20 protein-coding genes are annotated in these 20919 nt (G+C 34.3%); 11 read left to right on the top strand and 9 right to left on the bottom strand.

What is annotated here, in order from left to right; all coding sequences use genetic code 11:
• Positions 1–113: 113 nt before the first annotated feature.
• Entirely contained in the window at positions 114–1064 is a 951-nt protein-coding gene (locus HMPREF3239_RS03745; RefSeq protein WP_053028853.1) for an NAD-dependent epimerase/dehydratase family protein, read from the bottom strand.
• Positions 1065–1344: 280 nt separating this feature from the next.
• On the opposite strand from HMPREF3239_RS03745, the gene pruA reads away from it, so the two are divergent.
• On the top strand, positions 1345–2889 hold the full coding sequence (pruA, locus tag HMPREF3239_RS03740) for an L-glutamate gamma-semialdehyde dehydrogenase (protein ID WP_053028852.1): 1545 nt from the start codon (positions 1345–1347) through the stop codon (positions 2887–2889).
• Positions 2890–3022: 133 nt separating this feature from the next.
• Here the strand turns inward: pruA and HMPREF3239_RS03735 are convergent, their stop codons facing one another.
• Both HMPREF3239_RS03735 and HMPREF3239_RS03730 read right to left on the bottom strand, forming a co-directional pair.
• Positions 3023–3472 (bottom strand): VOC family protein, encoded by a 450-nt coding sequence (locus tag HMPREF3239_RS03735; RefSeq protein WP_053028851.1) that lies wholly within the window; start codon positions 3470–3472, stop codon positions 3023–3025.
• A 133-nt stretch (positions 3473–3605) separates the two neighbouring features.
• Positions 3606–4154: a TetR/AcrR family transcriptional regulator gene (locus tag HMPREF3239_RS03730; protein ID WP_070854754.1), complete on the bottom strand. Its 549-nt coding sequence runs from the start codon at positions 4152–4154 to the stop codon at positions 3606–3608.
• 274 nt (positions 4155–4428) lie between these two features.
• Here HMPREF3239_RS03730 and HMPREF3239_RS03725 point away from each other — a divergent pair, with 274 nt between their 5' ends.
• Entirely contained in the window at positions 4429–4899 is a 471-nt protein-coding gene (locus HMPREF3239_RS03725) for a hypothetical protein (protein ID WP_070854753.1), read from the top strand.
• A 161-nt stretch (positions 4900–5060) separates the two neighbouring features.
• A complete protein-coding gene (locus tag HMPREF3239_RS03720) occupies positions 5061–6011 on the top strand; it encodes a CorA family divalent cation transporter (protein ID WP_070854752.1) in 951 nt (316 codons plus the stop codon).
• A 227-nt stretch (positions 6012–6238) separates the two neighbouring features.
• On the opposite strand, the gene HMPREF3239_RS03715 is transcribed toward HMPREF3239_RS03720, so the two are convergent.
• Positions 6239–6559 (bottom strand): YrhK family protein, encoded by a 321-nt coding sequence (locus HMPREF3239_RS03715; protein ID WP_070854751.1) that lies wholly within the window; start codon positions 6557–6559, stop codon positions 6239–6241.
• Between the two features lie 91 nt (positions 6560–6650).
• Here HMPREF3239_RS03715 and HMPREF3239_RS03710 point away from each other — a divergent pair, with 91 nt between their 5' ends.
• Complete coding sequence (locus tag HMPREF3239_RS03710) at positions 6651–7172, top strand: methylated-DNA--[protein]-cysteine S-methyltransferase (RefSeq protein ID WP_053028846.1); 522 nt, start codon at positions 6651–6653, stop codon at positions 7170–7172.
• A gap of 84 nt (positions 7173–7256) precedes the next feature.
• Here HMPREF3239_RS03710 and HMPREF3239_RS03705 read toward each other — a convergent pair whose 3' ends face one another.
• Positions 7257–8423, bottom strand: a complete 1167-nt coding sequence (locus tag HMPREF3239_RS03705) for a hydroxymethylglutaryl-CoA synthase (protein WP_070854750.1) — start codon at positions 8421–8423, stop codon at positions 7257–7259.
• 295 nt (positions 8424–8718) lie between these two features.
• Here HMPREF3239_RS03705 and HMPREF3239_RS03700 point away from each other — a divergent pair, with 295 nt between their 5' ends.
• Together HMPREF3239_RS03700 and HMPREF3239_RS03695 are read left to right on the top strand one after the other, a co-directional pair.
• Positions 8719–9870: a thiolase family protein gene (locus tag HMPREF3239_RS03700; protein ID WP_053028844.1), complete on the top strand. Its 1152-nt coding sequence runs from the start codon at positions 8719–8721 to the stop codon at positions 9868–9870.
• Between the two features lie 4 nt (positions 9871–9874).
• A complete protein-coding gene (locus tag HMPREF3239_RS03695) occupies positions 9875–11149 on the top strand; it encodes a hydroxymethylglutaryl-CoA reductase, degradative (RefSeq protein ID WP_070854749.1) in 1275 nt (424 codons plus the stop codon).
• 100 nt (positions 11150–11249) lie between these two features.
• Here HMPREF3239_RS03695 and HMPREF3239_RS03690 read toward each other — a convergent pair whose 3' ends face one another.
• Together HMPREF3239_RS03690 and HMPREF3239_RS03685 are read right to left on the bottom strand one after the other, a co-directional pair.
• Complete coding sequence (locus HMPREF3239_RS03690) at positions 11250–11684, bottom strand: CHAP domain-containing protein (RefSeq protein WP_070854748.1); 435 nt, start codon at positions 11682–11684, stop codon at positions 11250–11252.
• Positions 11685–12011: 327 nt separating this feature from the next.
• Positions 12012–12227 (bottom strand): sterile alpha motif-like domain-containing protein, encoded by a 216-nt coding sequence (locus tag HMPREF3239_RS03685; RefSeq protein WP_053028841.1) that lies wholly within the window; start codon positions 12225–12227, stop codon positions 12012–12014.
• 192 nt (positions 12228–12419) lie between these two features.
• Here HMPREF3239_RS03685 and HMPREF3239_RS03680 point away from each other — a divergent pair, with 192 nt between their 5' ends.
• The 5 genes from HMPREF3239_RS03680 (at position 12420) to ptsG (ending at position 18940) form a co-directional block, all read left to right on the top strand.
• Positions 12420–13304, top strand: coding sequence for a cidABC operon transcriptional activator CidR (locus HMPREF3239_RS03680; RefSeq protein ID WP_053028840.1), 885 nt, complete (start codon positions 12420–12422; stop codon positions 13302–13304).
• Positions 13305–13617: 313 nt separating this feature from the next.
• Positions 13618–14004: a CidA/LrgA family protein gene (locus HMPREF3239_RS03675; protein WP_070854747.1), complete on the top strand. Its 387-nt coding sequence runs from the start codon at positions 13618–13620 to the stop codon at positions 14002–14004.
• Between the two features lies 1 nt (position 14005).
• Entirely contained in the window at positions 14006–14692 is a 687-nt protein-coding gene (locus HMPREF3239_RS03670; protein ID WP_070854746.1) for an LrgB family protein, read from the top strand.
• A 52-nt stretch (positions 14693–14744) separates the two neighbouring features.
• Positions 14745–16484, top strand: a complete 1740-nt coding sequence (locus HMPREF3239_RS03665) for a pyruvate oxidase (protein WP_070854745.1) — start codon at positions 14745–14747, stop codon at positions 16482–16484.
• A 389-nt stretch (positions 16485–16873) separates the two neighbouring features.
• Positions 16874–18940 (top strand): glucose-specific PTS transporter subunit IIBC, encoded by a 2067-nt coding sequence (gene ptsG, locus HMPREF3239_RS03660; protein ID WP_070854744.1) that lies wholly within the window; start codon positions 16874–16876, stop codon positions 18938–18940.
• Positions 18941–18999: 59 nt separating this feature from the next.
• Here ptsG and HMPREF3239_RS03655 read toward each other — a convergent pair whose 3' ends face one another.
• On the bottom strand, positions 19000–19557 hold the full coding sequence (locus tag HMPREF3239_RS03655) for a LysE family translocator (RefSeq protein ID WP_256323734.1): 558 nt from the start codon (positions 19555–19557) through the stop codon (positions 19000–19002).
• A gap of 206 nt (positions 19558–19763) precedes the next feature.
• A complete protein-coding gene (locus tag HMPREF3239_RS03650) occupies positions 19764–20816 on the bottom strand; it encodes a zinc-dependent alcohol dehydrogenase family protein (RefSeq protein ID WP_053028835.1) in 1053 nt (350 codons plus the stop codon).
• Between the last annotated feature and the right edge of the window lie 103 nt (positions 20817–20919).

The following is a 20919-nucleotide window of genomic DNA, read 5'->3' as shown; positions in this document are numbered from 1 at the left end:
ACGACGAATTCAAAAGAATTCTGTCCCACTCCCTACAAATATATTGACAGTAGTTGACTGAATTAAAAGGGCATTTGCAACAAGATGCTTTTAATTTATCTGAGTCGATGCTTTTATAATTTTACTTTATGTTCTTTGTTATATGCCAAATAAGATTGAATGCCTTTAGCTATATCATATTGAGGATGATAACCCAATGATTCAAGTGGTGTAATGTCAGCACAAGAATGTTTAATATCTCCAAGTCTTGGTGCTTTAAATTGGTATGGGATACTGTAATTGAAGCCCTTTTCAAACGCTTTAAAAACTGCTTTCAGATTTGTTTGTATGCCCGTACCTACATTGAATATTGAACCACTTGTTGCTGGAGTATTCAGCACAAGCCACATAGCGGCAATTAAATCATCAATGTAAACAAAATCACGAGTTTGTTCACCATCACCATAGTAAGTAAATTCAGTCTGATGCGTAAATTTATGATTCATTATTGAGATGACACCTGAATAATCCGAGTTAGGATTTTGTCTTGGACCATAAACATTAAAGAATCTGAGACAAGCGCAAGGCATATCATATAAATGATGATAAATCTTAGCATACTGCTCTCCAGCGTATTTCTGTATTGCATATGGAGATAATGGCGATGGTTTTGAGTGAGAAACGGATTTAGGTAAACTTGGTAGATCACCGTAAATGGCTGCCGATGAGGCAAATATGAATTTTTTAATTTGCTTATTGTACGTTCGAATGGTTTCTAGAAGATGAACTGTGGCATCAATATTAATTTGATTAGATAAAGATGGCTTCTCAATTGTTTCAACAACACTCACCATGGCTGCTAAATGAATAACATAATCAAATTGCTCTTGACGTATTAATTGCGTTACAAACTCAAAATCGGTGATATCCTTAACGTAAATATGTTCTTTATTAACAAAGGGAATATTATGTAAGTATCCTGAACTTAAATTATCGATAACATGTACCTCGATATTTTGCTTAACAAAATGTTCGGCTACATGTGAGCCAATAAATCCTGCTCCGCCTGTAATTAATGCTTTCATTTGTGTACTTCCTTTTCTTGATGTCGTTAATTTGTGTAAATTTATTATACTTTATTTTTATAAAAATATAAAATTATAATAATATCGTTCGCATGTGTTTTTGAGTGAAACACCACATCTGACTAATAATTAAAACTTTTCAGATAATATGTATGTAAGCGATTGCAAAAATAACCCGAAGCATAGTAGAATGAAATTAATGATACAAATTATCATTTTAAGTAAGTCAATGTTTTACTGATTTTTATAATTCTTACAAATACATAGGGGGTAATTAAGAATGGTAGTACCTTTCAAAAATGAACCTGGGATTGATTTTTCAGTACAAGAAAATGTAGAAAGATTTCAAAAAACGTTAGAACAAGTTAAAAGTGAATTTGGTCAAACACTTCCAATTGTGATTGACGGTGAGCACATTACTAAAGATGATACATTTGATTCAATTAATCCAGCTAATACATCGGAATTAATTGCTAAAGTATCTAAAGCAACTAAGGAAGATGTTGATAAAGCATTTGAATCTTCAAATAAAGCATATAAAGCGTGGCGTCAATGGTCACATAAAGATCGTGCAGAATTATTATTACGTGTAGCAGCAATTATTCGTCGTCGTAAAGAAGAAATTTCTGCGGTTATGGTATACGAAGCAGGTAAACCTTGGGATGAAGCAGTAGGCGATGCGGCTGAAGGTATCGACTTTATCGAATACTATGCACGTTCAATGATGGAATTAGCAGATGGTAAACCGGTATTAGACCGTGAAGGGGAACATAACAAGTACTTCTATAAATCAATTGGTACAGGTGTAACGATTCCACCTTGGAACTTCCCATTTGCGATCATGGCTGGTACAACATTAGCACCAGTAGTAGCTGGTAATACAGTTCTATTGAAACCTGCTGAAGATACAGTATTAACTGCGTATAAATTAATTGAAATTTTAGAAGAAGCAGGTCTTCCTAAAGGTGTTGTCAACTTTGTACCTGGTGATCCTAAAGAAATTGGTGACTATTTAGTTGATTCTGTGCATACACACTTTGTTACGTTCACAGGTTCTCGTGCAACTGGTACACGTATTTATGAACGTAGTGCAGTGGTTCAAGAAGGCCAAACATTCTTAAAACGTGTTATTGCAGAAATGGGCGGTAAAGATGCGATTGTCGTTGATGAAAATATTGATACGGATTTAGCTGCAGAGTCAATCGTAACGTCAGCATTTGGCTTCTCTGGCCAAAAATGCTCAGCATGTTCACGTGCTATCGTACACAGTTCAGTTTATGATGAAGTCTTAGAAAAAGCAGTAGCATTAACAAAAGAATTAACAGTTGGCAATACTGTAGATAATACATTTATGGGTCCTGTAATTAATAAAAAACAATTCGACAAAATTAAAAAATATATCGAAATTGGTGGTAAAGAAGGTAAAATTGAAATTGGCGGCGAAGCTGATGATTCAACAGGTTACTTCATTAAACCAACCATTATTTCAGGATTAAAATCATCTGACCAAGTAATGCAAGAAGAAATCTTTGGTCCGGTGGTTGGCTTTACTAAATTTGATAATTTCGAAGAAGCAATTGAAATTGCGAATGATACAGACTATGGTTTAACAGGTGCAGTGATTACGAATAATCGTGAGAACTGGATTAAAGCAGTGAATGAATTCGATGTAGGTAACTTATACCTTAACCGTGGATGTACTGCAGCAGTTGTAGGTTATCATCCATTTGGTGGCTTCAAAATGTCTGGTACAGATGCCAAAACAGGTAGTCCAGACTACTTATTAAACTTCTTAGAACAAAAAGTCGTTTCAGAAATGTTCTAAGATCAAAAAACATTTTATAAATATAAAGCTGGGAGTGGGACGATGAATTTAAAAAGAATTCAGTCCCACTCCCTTATATTATAGATTCTATTACAGCGCATTGTTAATGAAATAAAACAGAAAATGATGTGGATTATGAATTAAGTTGTGTGTAATCTTGCCCGTGTAACATCCATCGTACGCCATATTTATCAGTGAAGGCACCCATTTTTCCACCCCAGAATTGTTCTTTAAGCGGCATTTCGATGTTTACAGAGTCGTGATTTTTAATTTTATCGTAAAATTGTTGAACTTTATCTGAATCGTTATGATCATTGACATCGAAATCGATAAGCAGTGAAATACCATTATTAATATTCTCTACACGTCCAAATGAATCGGAACATAAGATTTTGACGCCTAATACTTCGAATTCTGCGTGCATAGTAGCGTCCGCAGCTTGTTCTTTCGTCATGCCAAATTGTTCTGCTTGTGCTTCGCTAATGTCTAATCTTTTAACGTTTGTAGCGCCAAAGACGTCCTCGTAATAGGATATTGCCTCTTTTGCATTTTCGAATGCTAAATATGGAAATAATTCAGTCATGATTTAACCCCTTTTTATTAGTTTATAACCAATGCCATTATATATTGATTTATAATAAATAGCGATTAATACCTATTGACGACTATAAAAAAACATGAAGAAGTAGCTTTGATGCCTACTTCCTCATGTTGATTTAATCGTGTGCTTTGACATTGATAAGTTTATGAAAAATTTGGTCCATTTGCTTAGGTTTGATTTCTACATTTTCATCCTTTTTCCAATCCATAAATGCATTTAGCACGGAACCGAAGACATAGAATACTAAACTCTTAGGAACGACACCGTCAACAGTAATGCGATGCATGTTTGCTTTGAAGTCGTTCTGCATGATTTCAATCAAATAGTTATTGCGCGCTTCATAAAATGCTTTATCATTGAATTGTTTATGTTCAATTCTAGATATTTCTTCTTTATTAAATGTATTGGCTAGTGTTTGAAAAGGATTATTCAAACGTTCTTTAATGTCAGTCGCAAAATAATCATCATGTGTTAATTTCAATAGCTGATTTAATAATTCGAATTTATCATAAAAGTGTTTGTAAAACGTCGTGCGATGCACACCAGCATTTTTGCAAGTCATATTTACCGTTATAGTTGAAAATGCTTCTTCTTCTAACAACGAATATAGACTATCTGTTAATGCTTTTTTGGTCTTAATTACCCGTAAGTCTTTATCATTCAAAATTGTTCTCCCCTAACATCTATAGAAGAATCTAATCATTTTATAGAAACATAATATCTAATTATAGATTATATAAATACATAAATAAACATGTATTTACATTAAAGATGTAAATAACGTATAAAAATTAAACTGATATGAAAATTCTGAAATATCGTGTACGATGATTTAGACGATGCGTTTCAAAGCATTGTGAAAGGGTATATGTTATGCAAATAGAAACATTGCTTAACGAATGATATTAAACGAGTTCTGTATGGGAGGATTTTCAATTATGAAAGGCAGTAAACAATTAGATCAAATTAAAGAAGATAATAAGAAGCAACTTAAGAAATTATTTAAATATGATAAAGAGAGCGCGCTAACATTTAGTAAAGAAGACCGTGAAAAGGTTCAAGATAAATTTGGCGTTTATGTTATTTTTGATAAGAAAACGCCTATTTTCGTTGGACAAACTGGTGGTTACTCTACAGGTTATCAACTAATTACTAAGGATTTATTTAATAAATTAGGTCAATATAATTTAAAATCAGGTGTAGGGACGACTAAATTTAAAAAAGGCTTAGCTCAACAAAAAGGGGTTAATGTAGACGATATAAAATCAATTACAGCTGAAGATTACAATTTGAAATTCCAATATGTCAATGTTAAAAATGAACCAGCATTTATTAACGTTTTAGAAATTTTAGCCATTGAATATGCTAAAGACAAAGGTCATGAATTATATAATTTTAATCAAAACTAATGTGATTACTTTACACGTGTAATATGGTTGGGAATTAAGGTTAAGACATTAACGGATTTAAGCAATGTATTTAATGCGACTTTCTGTGTGTCTTAGCCTTTTGTTTTTATTTTCTGAAAAGTGGTATGGAAGAATAAAAGATATAAAAAGTAGGAGATACTATGGCAATCCGTGTCCACTATCAAGACCAAGCACATCGTTTTCATACTGCATGTACATTTTCAGCTATACCTGAAGATGCTAGACTTGTATGGGTTGATTTCGAAAATCCAACTCAAAATGATCAAGCAATACTGACGCAACGGTTCAGTATTGCTAAACACCACATAGAAGCGTCTGAATTTACAGTAACAAGACCTAAAATAAGTACCCATCCGCATAAACAACATTTATATCTCATACTCCATGCGATAAATCACAATGATTTTTCAGCAGAACCACTAAGTATAACTGTAAAGCATAATTGGATGATTACCGTACATAAATATCCCATGAAGGTTTTATCAGACATCATTTCGTCATTCAATACGTTGCCGAAAGAGATAACTGTAACTGAACTGGTAGCCGTCATGATTGATAGATTTACAGAGGAATATTTTAACTATGTCAATCGTGTGGAAGACATTGTCTTTTCTTTTGAAAATCAGAATGTAGATAAAGTTAATAACCGTAAATTAATGGATGATGTCTATCGCATTCGCTCTGAAATTATTAAATTAAAGCGTATATTGATCCCAATGGAACAACTACTAAATGAAATGATAGATGAAACATCATTAAACGTATCACACGAGTATCAGTTATTGATTAAGCATATTCATAGTAGGTTATTAAGGCAGAACGATACGTTAATGGCATGTGAACATATTACAGATGATATCAAAGATAATAATGAGTCTTATCGTTCTAATAGAATTAATGGCGTGATGAATGTGTTAACGATTATTTCATCCATATTCTTTCCATTATCATTTTTAACGGGATGGTATGGCATGAATTTCTCCTATATGCCTGAACTCAATTGGCATTATAGCTACTTTGTCTTTATCGCTATTTCGATCATAGTTGTTGTATCACTCATTACACTTTTTAAAAAGAAAGATTGGTTCTAACACAAATAAAGCGTGGGGAGTGGGACAGAATTCTTTTAAATTCGTCGTCCCACCCCAGCTTGCTTAGCTTGTAGAATTTCTTGATGAAATTCTCTTTGTTGGGGCCCCGCCCGCAAGGATGACTAGAACTGAGAAAAGCTCGATTTAAGCGCCTTCTCAGTTCAGTCAGCTACTGCGAATTTGCAAAATAGCTTCATTATATTATTTTTGTCCCAGACTGCACTTTATTAATGATTATGTGTCTCTTCGGTAACGTGTTGACTATACTTTCGTTTGTAATATCTTGATAGTTTCATATCATGAACAAAAGAAATTACAGGTCTTGCAGTCATTTGAAGACTACCAATCACAAATAATATTGTGCCAGCAATCATAGTTTGATCACTAAAGAATAAAAAGCTTCCTATCAAGAATATAATGCCTAATACAATATCATTGATTTGATATAGGGCTTTGTAGAAGAATGAAATTTGTTTAGCATGATTATCTTCATTAAATCGGTTTGTATTGAAATGCAAATCAACATCATCTTTATTTAAACCAGCCACAGGTACACCCCCATTATTTAAGTATTGTTACATACTTCCCGTTGTACATTGGCATCAAACTTCGTCATAATGGTCAGAAAGGAGGGGTTTGATGGCGTATTCAATGCTTTACGAATCACCCGTGCAAAATTTAGAACTCATTAGTGATGGCAAGTCACTCACACATCTACTTTATAAATATCAGGACACGACAGTGACACATCCTACTAATCCGGAGCTAGATGTCTTCAAAAAAGCAGTTAAATGGTTAAATCAATATTTTGATGGACAGCGTCCGACTATTGATTTTTCGCTTAAACCAGAAGGTACTGAATTTCAAAAAAGCGTATGGCAGAAATTACAACACATAGAATATGGTCAATTAAAAACATATGGTGAGATTGCACATCTTGTAGGAGAAGAACGCGGTAAACCCAATATGTCTGCACAAGCAGTGGGTGGCGCAGTAGGTAGCAATCCTATTTCAATTATTATTCCATGTCACCGTGTAGTTGGAAAAGATGGTAGCTTAACAGGATATGGTGGCACAATTAATCATAAAATCAAACTACTCGAACTTGAACAAGTAGACATGACTCACCTGTATCGACCTAAACATTCAACCAAACCGTGATCATAGTGAATATAAATAAAAAGAGGCATAAGAGACACCTTGCTAAAAGTGCATGTCTCTTACGCCTCTTTACTATGAATGATGTTATTCAGGACGGTGATATTGACGAATATCATCTTGAATACGTTCTAAATAGTAAATAGATGTGTCGTCATTTGATTGTTCCGTATCATGATCGAATTCTAAATTATCGAAACGTTTAAAGAAACTTTCGTAGTCTTCAACTGAGACTTCATGACGATCATTCAATAATGCCTTATGTCCATCAATATCTAATTGCTTATCGTAACCCTCAACTAGAGTGGCACTAAAGAATTCTCCAACTGAACCTGAGCCATAGCTAAATAATCCAATTGTTTGACCACCTTTAAGTGATCGATTCTCTAATAATGAGATTAAGCTTAAATATAATGAACCTGTATAAATGTTACCTACATGACGATTGTAGTATACTGCATCTTCATAACTAGAAGTTAAACGTTCTTGTGTTGTTTCATCGGCATCATTAATAATAGAATCCAATGCTTTTTTACCCATTTTAGTAAATGGTACGTGGAAACATAATGATTCGAAGTCAGATAGTGATTTACCTTCACGACGCGCATATTCATTCCAACTTTCTTGGAACGATTTAATATAGGCATCTTTAGATAAAGCTCCTGCAACTAATGGGTATTGATGTCCAGTTGGTCTCCAGAAATCATAAACATCCTCTGTATATGCAACAGCGTCATCATTTAGGGCTAAAATACTAGGATTATGAGAAATTAACATAGCCACTGCGCCAGCACCTTGTGTTGGTTCACCACCAGATTGAATACCATAACGTGCTGTATCACTTGCGATGACAAGGACTTTTTCTTCAGGACGTTTCTCAATATAGTCTTTAGCTAATTGGATGGCAGGTGTTGCAGCATAGCAAGCTTCTTTCATTTCGAAGCAGCGTGCAAATGGCTGAATACCTAATAAATTGTGTATTTGAACTGCCGCAGCTTTGGCATTATCAATTGCAGATTCAGTCGCTACAATGACCATTCCAATATGTTTTTTATCATCATCTGTTATAATATCTTTAGCAGCATTAGCCCCCATAGATACAATATCTTGTGATACTGGACTGACTGCCATTTGGGTTTGACCAATCCCAATTAAAAATTTATTTGGATCAACTTGGCGAGCTTCTGCAAGCTTAGCCATGTCTACATAGTATTTAGGGACGTAAAAGTTAATTTTATCAATTCCTATACTCACGGGCACTACATCCTTTCATTATTCTAATTTTTATAATTCATATTAATAGTAGCTTTTTGTGACAATTTCATTTAAAATGCTCACTAATAGAAAGCGTTTTCATTCTAATAGTTAAATGTAATAACGCATGTCGTTTAATAGCGTAATATAATAAAATACGTGAAACCGCATGGTATAACATTGAGTTTGAGAAAACTTCTATCGGCTATTATTAATAATCATATTAATAGTTATTTTACCAAATTAAATAACTAAATTACAATTTATATATAAACTACATATAAGGAGATAAAGAATGAAAAAAATTGCTATAGTCAGTGCTAAAAGAACACCAATCGGTAGATATAAAGGGAAATTAAGAAATTATTCTGCAGTTGAATTAGGAACGACAGCTTTGAAAGGTGCCATCGAAGCTGCGAACATTGATCCTAATATCATACAACAAGTTATTTTTGGTAACGTATTACAAAGTGGCGTAGGACAAAACCCAGCACGCCAAATTGCGATCAAAGCCGGTGTACCTGATACAACACCAGCTATGACAATTAACGAAGTATGTGGTTCTGGGCTTAAAGCGATCATATTAGGGAAACAGTTAATTCAATTAGGCGAAGCGGATGTTGTTGCAGTCGGTGGGGTTGAAAGTATGACCAATGCCCCTCAATTAATTTTAAAAGAGGGTCAAGAACCTGTTGAAAGCTTTATGCACGATGGGTTAACAGATGCGTTTCATTATGTACCAATGGGCGTAACAGCTGAGAATATCGCTGAAAAATACGACATCACACGTGAAATGCAAGATGAATTTGCAAATCATTCACAAGCAAAAGCAGCAAAAGCGACTCAAGAAGGTAAATTTAACAATGAAATTATTAGCATGACAGACGCTGAAGGTGAAGAAATGACTTCAGATGAAGGTGTGCGTCCAAATAGTAGTGTTGAGAAACTTGCAACATTAAAGACAATATTTAAAGAAGATGGCACAGTCACAGGTGGTAATGCTTCAAGTATTAACGATGGCTCATCTGCGCTTATCTTGATGGAAGCATCGTATGCGAAAGCACACGGGTATGACATTCTTGGTATTGTTGGAGACTATGCTGAAGTAGGTTGCGATCCTCAATATATGGGCTATGCACCATTCTATGCTGTTGAGAAGTTACTGAATAAAACAGATAGTAAAATCGATGATGTCGATATTGTAGAGATGACTGAAGCATTTGCGGCACAAAGTATACCAGTTAAAGATAATTTGCATATTCCAGATGACAAGTTAAACATTTATGGTGGTGCGATTGCATTAGGACACCCAATTGGTGCAAGTGGTGCTAGACTTGTCACAACATTAGTGAATGCACTTGAACAAGAGAATAAACGCTCTGGTATTGCAACGGCATGTATCGGTGGCGGACTAGGCATCGCTTTAATGATCGATAAAGGGGAATAATAGTATGAAGCAATTAGATAAGTCGTTTCGACATTTATCTCGTGAAGATAAATTAAAACAACTCGTTGATTATGGTTGGCTAACAGATGACAACTATCATGTATTATTAAATAATCCATTAATTAATGAAGAGGTTGCGAATAGTTTAATCGAAAATGTAATAGGCCAAGGAACGTTGCCTGTAGGTTTATTACCTAAAATTATTGTTGATGACAAAGCATATGTTGTACCAATGATGGTTGAAGAACCTTCTGTTGTAGCTGCAGCAAGTTATGGTGCCAAATTAGTCAACAATACAGGTGGTTTTAAGACGGTTAAAAGTGAACGCTTAATGATTGGTCAAATCGTCTTTGATGATGTCAACGATACAGAGGCTTTAGCTCAAGACATTCAAGCATTAGAACCACAAATTAAGCAAATTGCAGCTGAAGCATATCCATCAATTATAGAACGTGGCGGTGGATATAGACGAATTGAAATCGATACGTTTCCAGAACATCAACTATTGTCATTGAAGGTTTTTGTTGATACTAAAGATGCAATGGGTGCCAATATGCTTAATACGATTTTAGAAGCTATTACAGCACATTTAAAGAATGAATTTCCAAATCGTGATGTGCTTATGAGTATTTTGTCTAACCATGCGACAGCCTCAGTCGTACGTGTACAAGGTGAAATTGATATTAATGATTTAAATAAAGGTGATCGTTCTGGAGAAGAAGTTGCACACCGCATGGAACGTGCCTCAGTATTAGCACAAGTTGATATCCACCGTGCAGCAACTCATAATAAAGGGGTAATGAATGGTATCCATGCAGTTGTCTTAGCAACAGGGAATGATACACGTGGTGCTGAAGCGAGCGCACATGCATATGCAAGTCGTGATGGGCAATATAGAGGTATCGCAACCTGGAAATATGATAAAGAACGTGGACGTTTAATTGGAACGATAGAAGTACCGATGACATTAGCTATTGTTGGTGGCGGTACAAAAGTGTTGCCAATTGCGAAAGCTTCACTCGAATTATTAAATGTTCAATCAGCACAAGAACTAGGTCAAGTTGTTGCTGCCGTGGGATTAGCGCAGAACTTTTCAGCGTGTCGAGCGTTAGTTTCTGAAGGTATCCAAAAAGGCCATATGAGCTTACAATACAAATCGTTAGCCATTGTTGTAGGCGCTAAAGGTGATGAAATCGCGCGTGTTGCCGAAGCATTAAAACAAGCGCCTAAAGCAAACACTGAGACAGCGCAACAAATTTTAGAAGATTTACGACAATAATGATATATAGAAAAGCCACTACGTATGACTTAAGGACTGTATTTAAGTACCTTACTCATGGTAGTGGCTTTTATTTATTCATTTAATGTCATGATTTCATTTAGTAGATGTAATTATAATTACGCGCTGACCATTTACTTAAGTAACGAGTACCGTAAGCATTTGGTCTATTATAGTTATATTCAGAAACTTTAATACTTCCATTTTTATATACGGCTTCGACAACAGCAACATGACCATAATAACCTGCAGTAGATTGCATTACTGCGTAGCGTTTAGGTGTATGACCAGTTCTATAACCAGAGCGTTGTGCGTTGTAATACCAATTCTTAGCATTTCCCCAACGATTTGATACAGGTTTACCTAGTTGAGCACGACGTTGATATGCCCACCAAGTACATTGACCTTTCGTATAGTAATTATAAGAAGCGGCTTCAGATACGTGCGTGTGTTCAATCGTTTGATATGTAAAAGTTCCTGCGAACATGATTCCAGTAGCGAGTAAAAGACGTGAAAATAATTTTTTAAATTTCATTGTGTTCTCCTCAAAATATAAAAGAATTAAAAACTGTATTAATCATATTCGTTAAAAAGGTCTAATACAATATAAGAAACGAATTATACAAATAACTGTAATATATATGAAATATAACAGTGTAATTTGTAACTTATTTTACATTAAAGTAAATTTGCACAATTTCACACAGTAGCATAGTAATGTTTTAAAGTTCGAAAGACTTTTAATTTCAAATGCGAGGGTGGACAACGAATTGAATTAGAATTCTGTCCCACTCCCAAAAAAAGCGCCATAAAGGCGCTTAGTGAGATGATACGTCCATGATGTATAATAACAAGTTAGAAATCATACATTTGTGAATTGGTTAAAAACAGCCAATGCTCTTTTAACGATAGTCACGGGTATGTTTTCTGGACATGGATTATTTCGAAAATATGACAATACTTCTACTTGGCTCTTCACGTCTTTAGGGAAATTGCTATCTTGATTAATCCAATTTACCAATTCACCTAATGGTGTGTCATCACCAACAAAATTTTGCATAAATTCGTAAAAGCTCAATGCCTCACCTCTTTAATCAAATTGAGCCTATGTGATTATAACATTTTTTGAAAAGGAAACATATAGGGTCAAACATTGAAATTTAAATATCATAGTGCATGGAAACATATAGTTTTACTTTAAATATTTTTATTTTCTCAAAAATATTTCGTGTATAATGAAATTATAATAATGAACAAAGAGGGTGAGCATTTGGATATCAAACATATGAAATATTTTATGGAAGTGGTAAATCAAGGTGGTATGACAAATGCTTCAAAATCTTTATATATCGCTCAGCCAACGATTAGTAAAGCGATTAAAGATATTGAAAATGAATTAAAGATGACATTATTTGATCGTCAAAAACGCTATCTCGTACTCACGGATGCAGGTAAAATATTCTACAAAAAATGTGAAGAAATTATTGCCTTATATGATAATATTCCTTTTGAAATTAATGGACTATTGGGATTGGAAACAGGCCATATCAACATTGGAATGTCAGCAGTAATGGATATGCAACAATTTATTTATATTCTTGGTGAGTTCCATAAACTGTATCCTAACGTGACATACAATTTAAATGAGAGTGGCGGTAAATCGATAGAAACACGTCTGATCAATGACCAAATTGATATTGGTATTACAACTATTCCGATTGATGAAAATGTCTTTGATTATTTACCTTTATACAGTGAAGATTTAAGGTTGGTTGTAAGTAAAGAGCATGAACTTGCTACACGTGATTCAGTGACGATGGCTGAGTTGAAGAATGAAGATTTTATACTATTTAACGAAGATTTTTACCTCAATGATAAAATTATTGCTGCAGCTAAAAATGCAGGTTTTCTTCCAAATACAGTTTCGAATGTTTCGCAATGGAACTTTATTGAGTACTTATTGCTAGCACATTTAGGTGTTAGTATCTTACCAGAACATATTGCAAATATGCTCAAAGATAATATTAAAAGTATTAAAATTGAAGATACAGGTATGAGCTGGGAATTAGGTGCCATTTGGAAAAAAGATAAACTATTAAGTCATGCAACATCTAAATGGATAGGTTTTATGAGTGAGCGATTGAAATATGATTAAAATCATAGGTCTATACAATTATATAAACTAAAATAACGTCTTATATCATATGTTTTATTTAAGGGTTGGAATGTGTATTCGCATTCCAACTTTTTTATGTAATCAAAATGAAGGTTTGAATACATTTTTCACAATATAAACACATTATTTGAAACTACTAATGATAATCGTTAAAGCGATTACATAGAAAAAAACTATAGGTCGTATTTAAAATGAATATTTTTCTATTTTTGAACGTTGAATTAGAATAATGAATATAGGTTCAAAAATTACTGTAACAATTTCGACATATTTTAGTGGGAGGTCAGTCATCTTGAAAAAAATATTATTTATTTCAAAAGTTATCATACAAATTGCCATTATCATAGTCATTAGTTACTTAGGTAGTTTGTTGCAAACATTATTGCATATACCACTAGCTGGAAGTATCGTAGGCATGATATTGTTGTACATTTTACTTGAGTTGAAAGTGATACGCATGAATTGGATATCTGAAGGTGCAGAATTCCTATTAGCTACAATGGTGTTTTTCTTTATACCTTCCGTTGTAGGTATTATGGATATTGTGTCTGATATCACGAAGAGTTATATCATTTTCTTCTTATTAATTATTGTAGGTACAAGTTGCGTTGCACTTGCTTCTGGTTACATTGCTGAAAAGATGGTTAAACAACCTAACGTTAAGAGAGGTCATCAATAGTATGACACTTATTCAAGCAATCTTAATGATATTGTTAACCGTCGTTATGTATTTTGCTGCAAAAAAACTACAACAAAAATACGATAATCCATTTTTGAATCCAGCATTAGTTGGTTCAGTTGGCGTCATTATCGTATTATTGTTAACACATCAAAACTATCATGATTACATGACAGGTGGTAAGTGGATTAACCATCTATTAAATGCCACTGTTGTATGTTTAGCTTACCCACTATATAAGAATCGACATAAAATCATTGAAAATTTAAGTATTATCTTTACGAGCGTGATGGTTGGCGTAATACTTAATTTTGTGTTAGTGTTTACCTCGTTGAACTTATTGGGTTATGACGAGGAAACCATCGTAACAATATTACCACGTTCAATAACAGCTGCTGTTGGTATTGAAGTTTCACAAGAGTTAGGTGGTACGGATACGATAACAGTCTTATTCATCATCACTACAGGACTAATCGGTAGTATGATGGGATCAATGTTATTGAAAGTAGGTAATTTTAAGACCTCTATAGCGAGAGGTTTAACATATGGGAATGCATCACACGCGTTCGGTACCGCAAAAGCATTAGAACACGATATTGAATCCGGTGCATTCAGTTCAATTGGAATGATATTGACTGCTGTCATAAGTTCAATACTTATTCCAATCATGATTATTTTGTTCTACTAAAGGGAATATATACTTAGTACTCGTTGAAAAAGAGAAAGGGGCTATTGTAATAATGGCGAAGATAAAAGCAAACGAAGCATTAGTAAAAGCGTTAGAAGCATGGGATATTGACCACTTATATGGCATTCCTGGGGATTCAATTGACGCAGTAGTAGATAGTTTACGTACAGTTAGAGATTCATTTAAATTCTATCATGTGCGTCATGAAGAAGTAGCAAGTTTAGCTGCAGCTTCATACACTAAAATGACAGGAAAAATTGGGGTAGCATTAAGTATCGGTGGTCCTGGTATCGTTCACTTATTAAATGGTATGTACGATGCAAAAATGGATCGTGTTCCTCAATTAATTTTAGCAGGTCAAACAAACAGTACATTATTAGGTACAAAAGCATTCCAAGAAACAAACATTACAGATATGGTTTCAGATGTTTCTGTATACAACCACCAAATTAAAAAAGGTGACAACGTATTTGAAATTGTAAACGAAGCAATTCGTACTGCATACGAAAAACGTGGTGTCGCAGTAGTTGTATGTCCTAACGACTTATTAACTCAAAAAATTAAAGACACTACAAACCGTGCTATAGATACTACTAAACCTAAAGCGCCAACGCCAACACTACGTAGCATTAAAAAAGCTGCAAAATTAATCGATAAAAGTAAAAAACCAGTTATGATCGTTGGTGTAGGTGCACAAAATGCTAAAGATGAATTACGTGAATTTGTTGAAGCAGCTAAAATTCCAGTTATTCATACGTTACCAGCCAAAACAATCATTCCTGATGATCACCCATATAGCATTGGTAACTTAGGTAAAATCGGTACAAAAACATCTTATCAAACAATTCAAGATGCCGATTTATTAATCATGGCAGGAACAAACTATCCATACGTTGATTACCTACCTAAGAAAAATATTAAAGCTATTCAAATCGACACAAACCCAGATGTCATTGGTCATCGTTTCAGTGTCAACGTAGGTATCGTTGGTGACGCTAAACTTGCTTTCCACCAATTAACTGATAGCATTAAACACGTACCACAACGTGCATTCTTAGAAAAAACATTAGAACGTAAAGCTGTTTGGGATAAATGGATGGAACAAGACATGAATCAAGAAAGTACGCCAATCCGTCCAGAACGCTTAATGAAAGCTATTAGCAAATATAGTGATGACGATGCGGTATTCTCAATTGATGTAGGTACGTCTACAGTTTGGTCAACACGTTACCTAAACTTATCAGTTAATAATAAATTTATTATTTCTTCTTGGTTAGGTACAATGGGTTGCGGTCTACCAGGCGCAATTGCTTCTAAAATTGCATTCCCTAAACGCCAAGCAATTTCTATTAGTGGTGACGGTGCATTCCAAATGGTAATGCAAGACTTTGCAACTGCTGTTCAATATGACCTACCAGTGACAATTTTTGTTATGAATAACAAACAATTATCATTCATTAAATATGAACAACAAGCTGCTGGTGAATTAGAATATGCCATTGACTTCTCTGATATGGATCACGCTAAATTCGCAGAAGCTGCTGGTGGTAAAGGTTATGTCTTAAAAGACCCAAGCCGTATTGATGAAGTAGTAGAAGCAGCGTTAAATGAAAATGTACCAACTATTGTTGACGTACATGTTGATCCAAATGCTGCACCATTACCAGGTAAAATTGTGAACGAAGAAGCAATTAATTATGGTAAATGGGCTTACAGATCAATTACTGAAGATAAAAAATTAGACTTCGACGAAATGCCACCAATTTCAGTTGCTGCTAAACGTTTCTTATAATAAATATTCAGCGCTCTCATAACGCTTGAGACAAAATTGCCGACAAAACTTTGATTTTGTCGGCAATTTCTATTTAAAAAGTATTGAAACCGTTTTATCATAGGTATATAATATAAATTAATTGAAAAAAAGAACTGCGTGTTACTATTAAATTAGGCATAAGCAATCAATGAGACTAAGGCATGGAATAGCCTTAGTAAAAATACATTTCATAATTTGGGTTACTTAGAGATGTATTTTTGAAAGTAGAAGAGAAATTAAAGGGACGAGTGTACATGATTTTAAATCACTGTATCGCTATGCATTTCTCAAACTTACTTTTCTTAGTATTGCTTATGTCTTTTTTTATGTTATCGTGTTCAAATTTTAGGTAGAAGGGAATAAGGATTATGTTTAAGAAATTTTTCGGTCAATTGCAACGTATCGGTAAAGCCTTAATGTTACCAGTTGCAATTTTACCAGCTGCCGGGATTTTATTAGCGTTCGGTAATGCGATGCACAATGAACAACTTGTTAGCATTGCACCGTGGCTAAAAATGGACGTCTTCGTGATGATTTCATCTGTTATGGAAGCGGCTGGACAAATTATATTTGATAACTTGCCATTGCTATTTGCAGTGGGTACAGCACTTGGATTAGCTGGTGGAGACGGTGTTGCCGCTTTAGCAGCTTTAGTAGGTTACTTAATTATGAATGCCACTATGGGTCAAATTATGCATATCACAATTGATGATATTTATAGTTACGCTAATGGCGCTAAAGAATTAAGTCAAGCTGATAAACTACCAGCATATGCCTTAATTTTAGGTGTTCCAACACTTCAAACGGGTGTGTTCGGCGGTATCATTATGGGGGCGCTTGCTGCTTGGTGTTATAACAAATACTACAATATTACATTGCCACCATTCTTGGGATTCTTTGCAGGTAAACGTTTCGTGCCAATCGTGACATCAGTAGTTGCAATCATCACAGGTATTGCATTATGTTTCGTTTGGCCACCAATTCAAGAAGGGTTAAATAGCTTATCAAACTTCTTATTGAATAAGAACTTAACATTAACAACATTTATCTTTGGTATTATTGAGCGTTCATTAATTCCATTCGGATTACATCATATTTTCTATGCGCCGTTCTGGTTCGAGTTCGGACAATATACAAACCATGCAGGTGAACTCGTTCGCGGTGACCAACGTATTTGGATGGCTCAATTGAAAGATGGCGTACCATTCACAGCAGGTGCATTTACTACTGGTAAATATCCATTTATGATGTTCGGTTTACCAGCTGCTGCATTAGCAATCTATAAAAATGCACGCCCTGAACGTAAAAAAGTAGTTGGTGGTTTAATGTTATCAGCTGCTTTAACATCATTCTTAACTGGTATTACAGAACCATTAGAATTCTCATTCTTATTCGTAGCACCATTATTATATGTTATTCATGTATTTTTAGCAGGATCATCATTCTTAATCATGCACTTACTTGATGTTAAGATTGGTATGACTTTCTCTGGTGGATTTATCGACTATATTCTTTATGGTTTATTAAACTGGGATCGTACGCATGCGTTATTAGTTATTCCAGTTGGTTTAGTCTATGCAGTTGTTTACTATTTCTTATTTAGCTTTGCAATTAAGAAATTCAATCTTAAAACGCCTGGCCGTGAAGATGAAGAACAAGAAATTCGTAACTCAAGTGTAGCAAGATTACCATTTGATGTATTAGACGCAATGGGCGGTAAAGAAAATATCAAACATTTAGATGCTTGTATCACACGTCTTCGTGTTGAAGTAAATGATAAATCTAAAGTCGATGTACAAGGTTTGAAAGCGTTAGGTGCTTCAGGTGTGCTTGAAGTAGGTAATAATATGCAAGCAATCTTCGGTCCGAAATCAGATCAAATTAAACATGATATGTCACTTATCATGAAAGGTGAAATCACTAAACCAAGTGAAACAACAGTTACTGAAGAAACATCAGATGAACCTATAAACGTGGAAGAAATTAAAGAGACAGAAATTTATGCACCAGGAACTGGACACATTATTCCATTATCAGAAGTACCTGATAAAGTATTCTCAGAAAAAATGATGGGTGACGGCGTTGGATTTGTACCTGAAAAAGGAGAAATCGTAGCACCATTTGATGGTACAGTTAAAACTATCTTCCCAACGAAACACGCAATCGGATTAGAATCTGAATCTGGTGTGGAAGTACTTATTCATATTGGTATTGATACAGTGAAATTAAACGGTGAAGGTTTCGAAAGTCTTGTAAATGCTGACGAATCAGTTACACAAGGTCAACCTTTAATGAAAATCAACTTAGCATACTTAAAAGAACATGCACCAAGTACAGTAACACCAATCATTATTACAAACTTGGGAGATAAAACATTAACAGTAGAAGATGTTGAATCAGTAGACCCAGGTAAAGCAATTATGAAAATTAAATAATCTTGAAAAAACCTCTTGTCAGAAATAATGACAGGAGGTTTTTTAATCGGGAAAATGAACTACCAAAGTTCCACAGCACTATAAAGTAATAAAGCTGTGATAACGATATTAATGATTTTATAATGTTGTTGATAGATTCGATTCATCACTTGGCCTAATAGACTCCAAACGATTGCACCAGCAATACCGATGACAATAAGTAAAATTGAGCGTCCAAAAGTAGAATTCCAAGCATCAGGTAATGTGAATGTTGTTAAACCAGTTAAAAAGTATAACATTGCTTTAACATTCGTAGCTTGAATGAGGATACCTTTAAGTACAGGACGATCTAATGCCTCTTTTACATTATCAGGCTTTGAAATCAATACATGATACGCAAGATATAATAAATAAAGCGTACCAACAATCTTCATAATGATAATAAAGCTATGGTTATGTTTTAGTGGCTCTGAAAATAATAAAGTAATTGCGAGTGTAAATAAAATACCTATGAAAACACCTAAATTAAAAGGTAAAGCGCTTATGAAGCCTTTACGTTGACCTTCGGACATCGCCATGATGGTGTTAGGTCCAGGTGTGAATGACATGGTAGTAATAAACAGTAAGTAAGAGAACAATGACCATCTATCCCCTCGAAAAGTTGAATAAATCCATTTTAACACCAATTGAAATAAAAAATGAGATTAAATTTAGATCATTCTGATAATTATAATTGGATTCTATGTAAAAAAGACCTTTAACCAATGACTATGCATTTTGAAATCAATGGTTAGAATGGTTAAAGGTCTTATAGAAATTAATAATATAAAGTGATGATTAAGGATTATTGTGTTATATCATTCTCGATAAGTAATTTAATCGCTTTATGATCTGTAGCGTTTCTAAACAAATCATAGGCATGTGCAATATCACTTAACTTACTATAATGTGTAACCAATTGTTCAGGTTGGATAATTTTACTTTTCAAAGCTTCTAACAGTTCTTCAGTTGTATTTGCAGACACAAGTCCTGTTGTTACGTTAATATTTTTAATCCATAATTTATCGATATCGAATTGAACCGGTAAACCGTGGACACCTACGTTAGCAATTGTGCCATCGACGCCAATTAATTTTTGACATAAATCGAATGTTTGCGGAATACCGACTGCTTCTATTGCTACGTCTACACCACGATGATTCAGTGATTTGACTTGCGCAATAGCTTCTTCCACATTGCTAGAATTAACAGTATGCGTTGCACCTAATTCTTTCGCAGTTTGTAAACGATTATCATCCAAATCAATCATAATGATTTTAGAAGGTGAGTAAAATTGTGCAGTTAATAATGCAGCTAATCCGACTGGTCCAGCTCCAACAATTGCAACGGTACTACCCGGTTTCACTTTCCCTTTTAATACACCAATTTCATATCCAGTAGGTAATATGTCGGATAACATGACTAATGCTTCGTCAGGTAAAGACTCTGGTGCATGATATAAAGAGTTATCTGCGAAAGGAACTTTAACATATTCGGCTTGTGTACCGTCAATTAAATGACCTAAAATCCAACCACCATCATTTTCACAATGCGCATAGATGCCTTTTTTACAGTAATAACATTTGCCACATGAAGAAATACAAGACACGATAACTTTGTCGCCAACTTTAAAATTGTTGACACTTGAACCAACAGATTCAACAATACCAATACCTTCATGACCTAATGTTGTATTTGCAGGCACTTCAGGTGTATCCCCTTTAATAATATGTAAATCCGTACCACAAATCGTCGTTTTGACCATTCTGATAATAGCATCTGTACTTTCAGTAACAACCGGCTTCTCTTTGTCAATGAGTTTTGCGACACCTGGCTTTTCATAAATATAAGCTTTCAAATGAATCATCCTCCTGTTAATTGTGAATTATTTCACAATAATTATAGCATGTTAATTTGATTATGTATTTAATAAAAATAATATATAATAAAATTGACATATA

This window comes from Staphylococcus sp. HMSC34C02 (genome assembly GCF_001838705.1).
Taxonomy (GTDB): Bacteria; Bacillota; Bacilli; order Staphylococcales; family Staphylococcaceae; genus Staphylococcus; species Staphylococcus borealis.
Note: the sequence above shows the minus strand (reverse complement) of the source record. Positions and strands in the feature narration are given on the sequence as shown.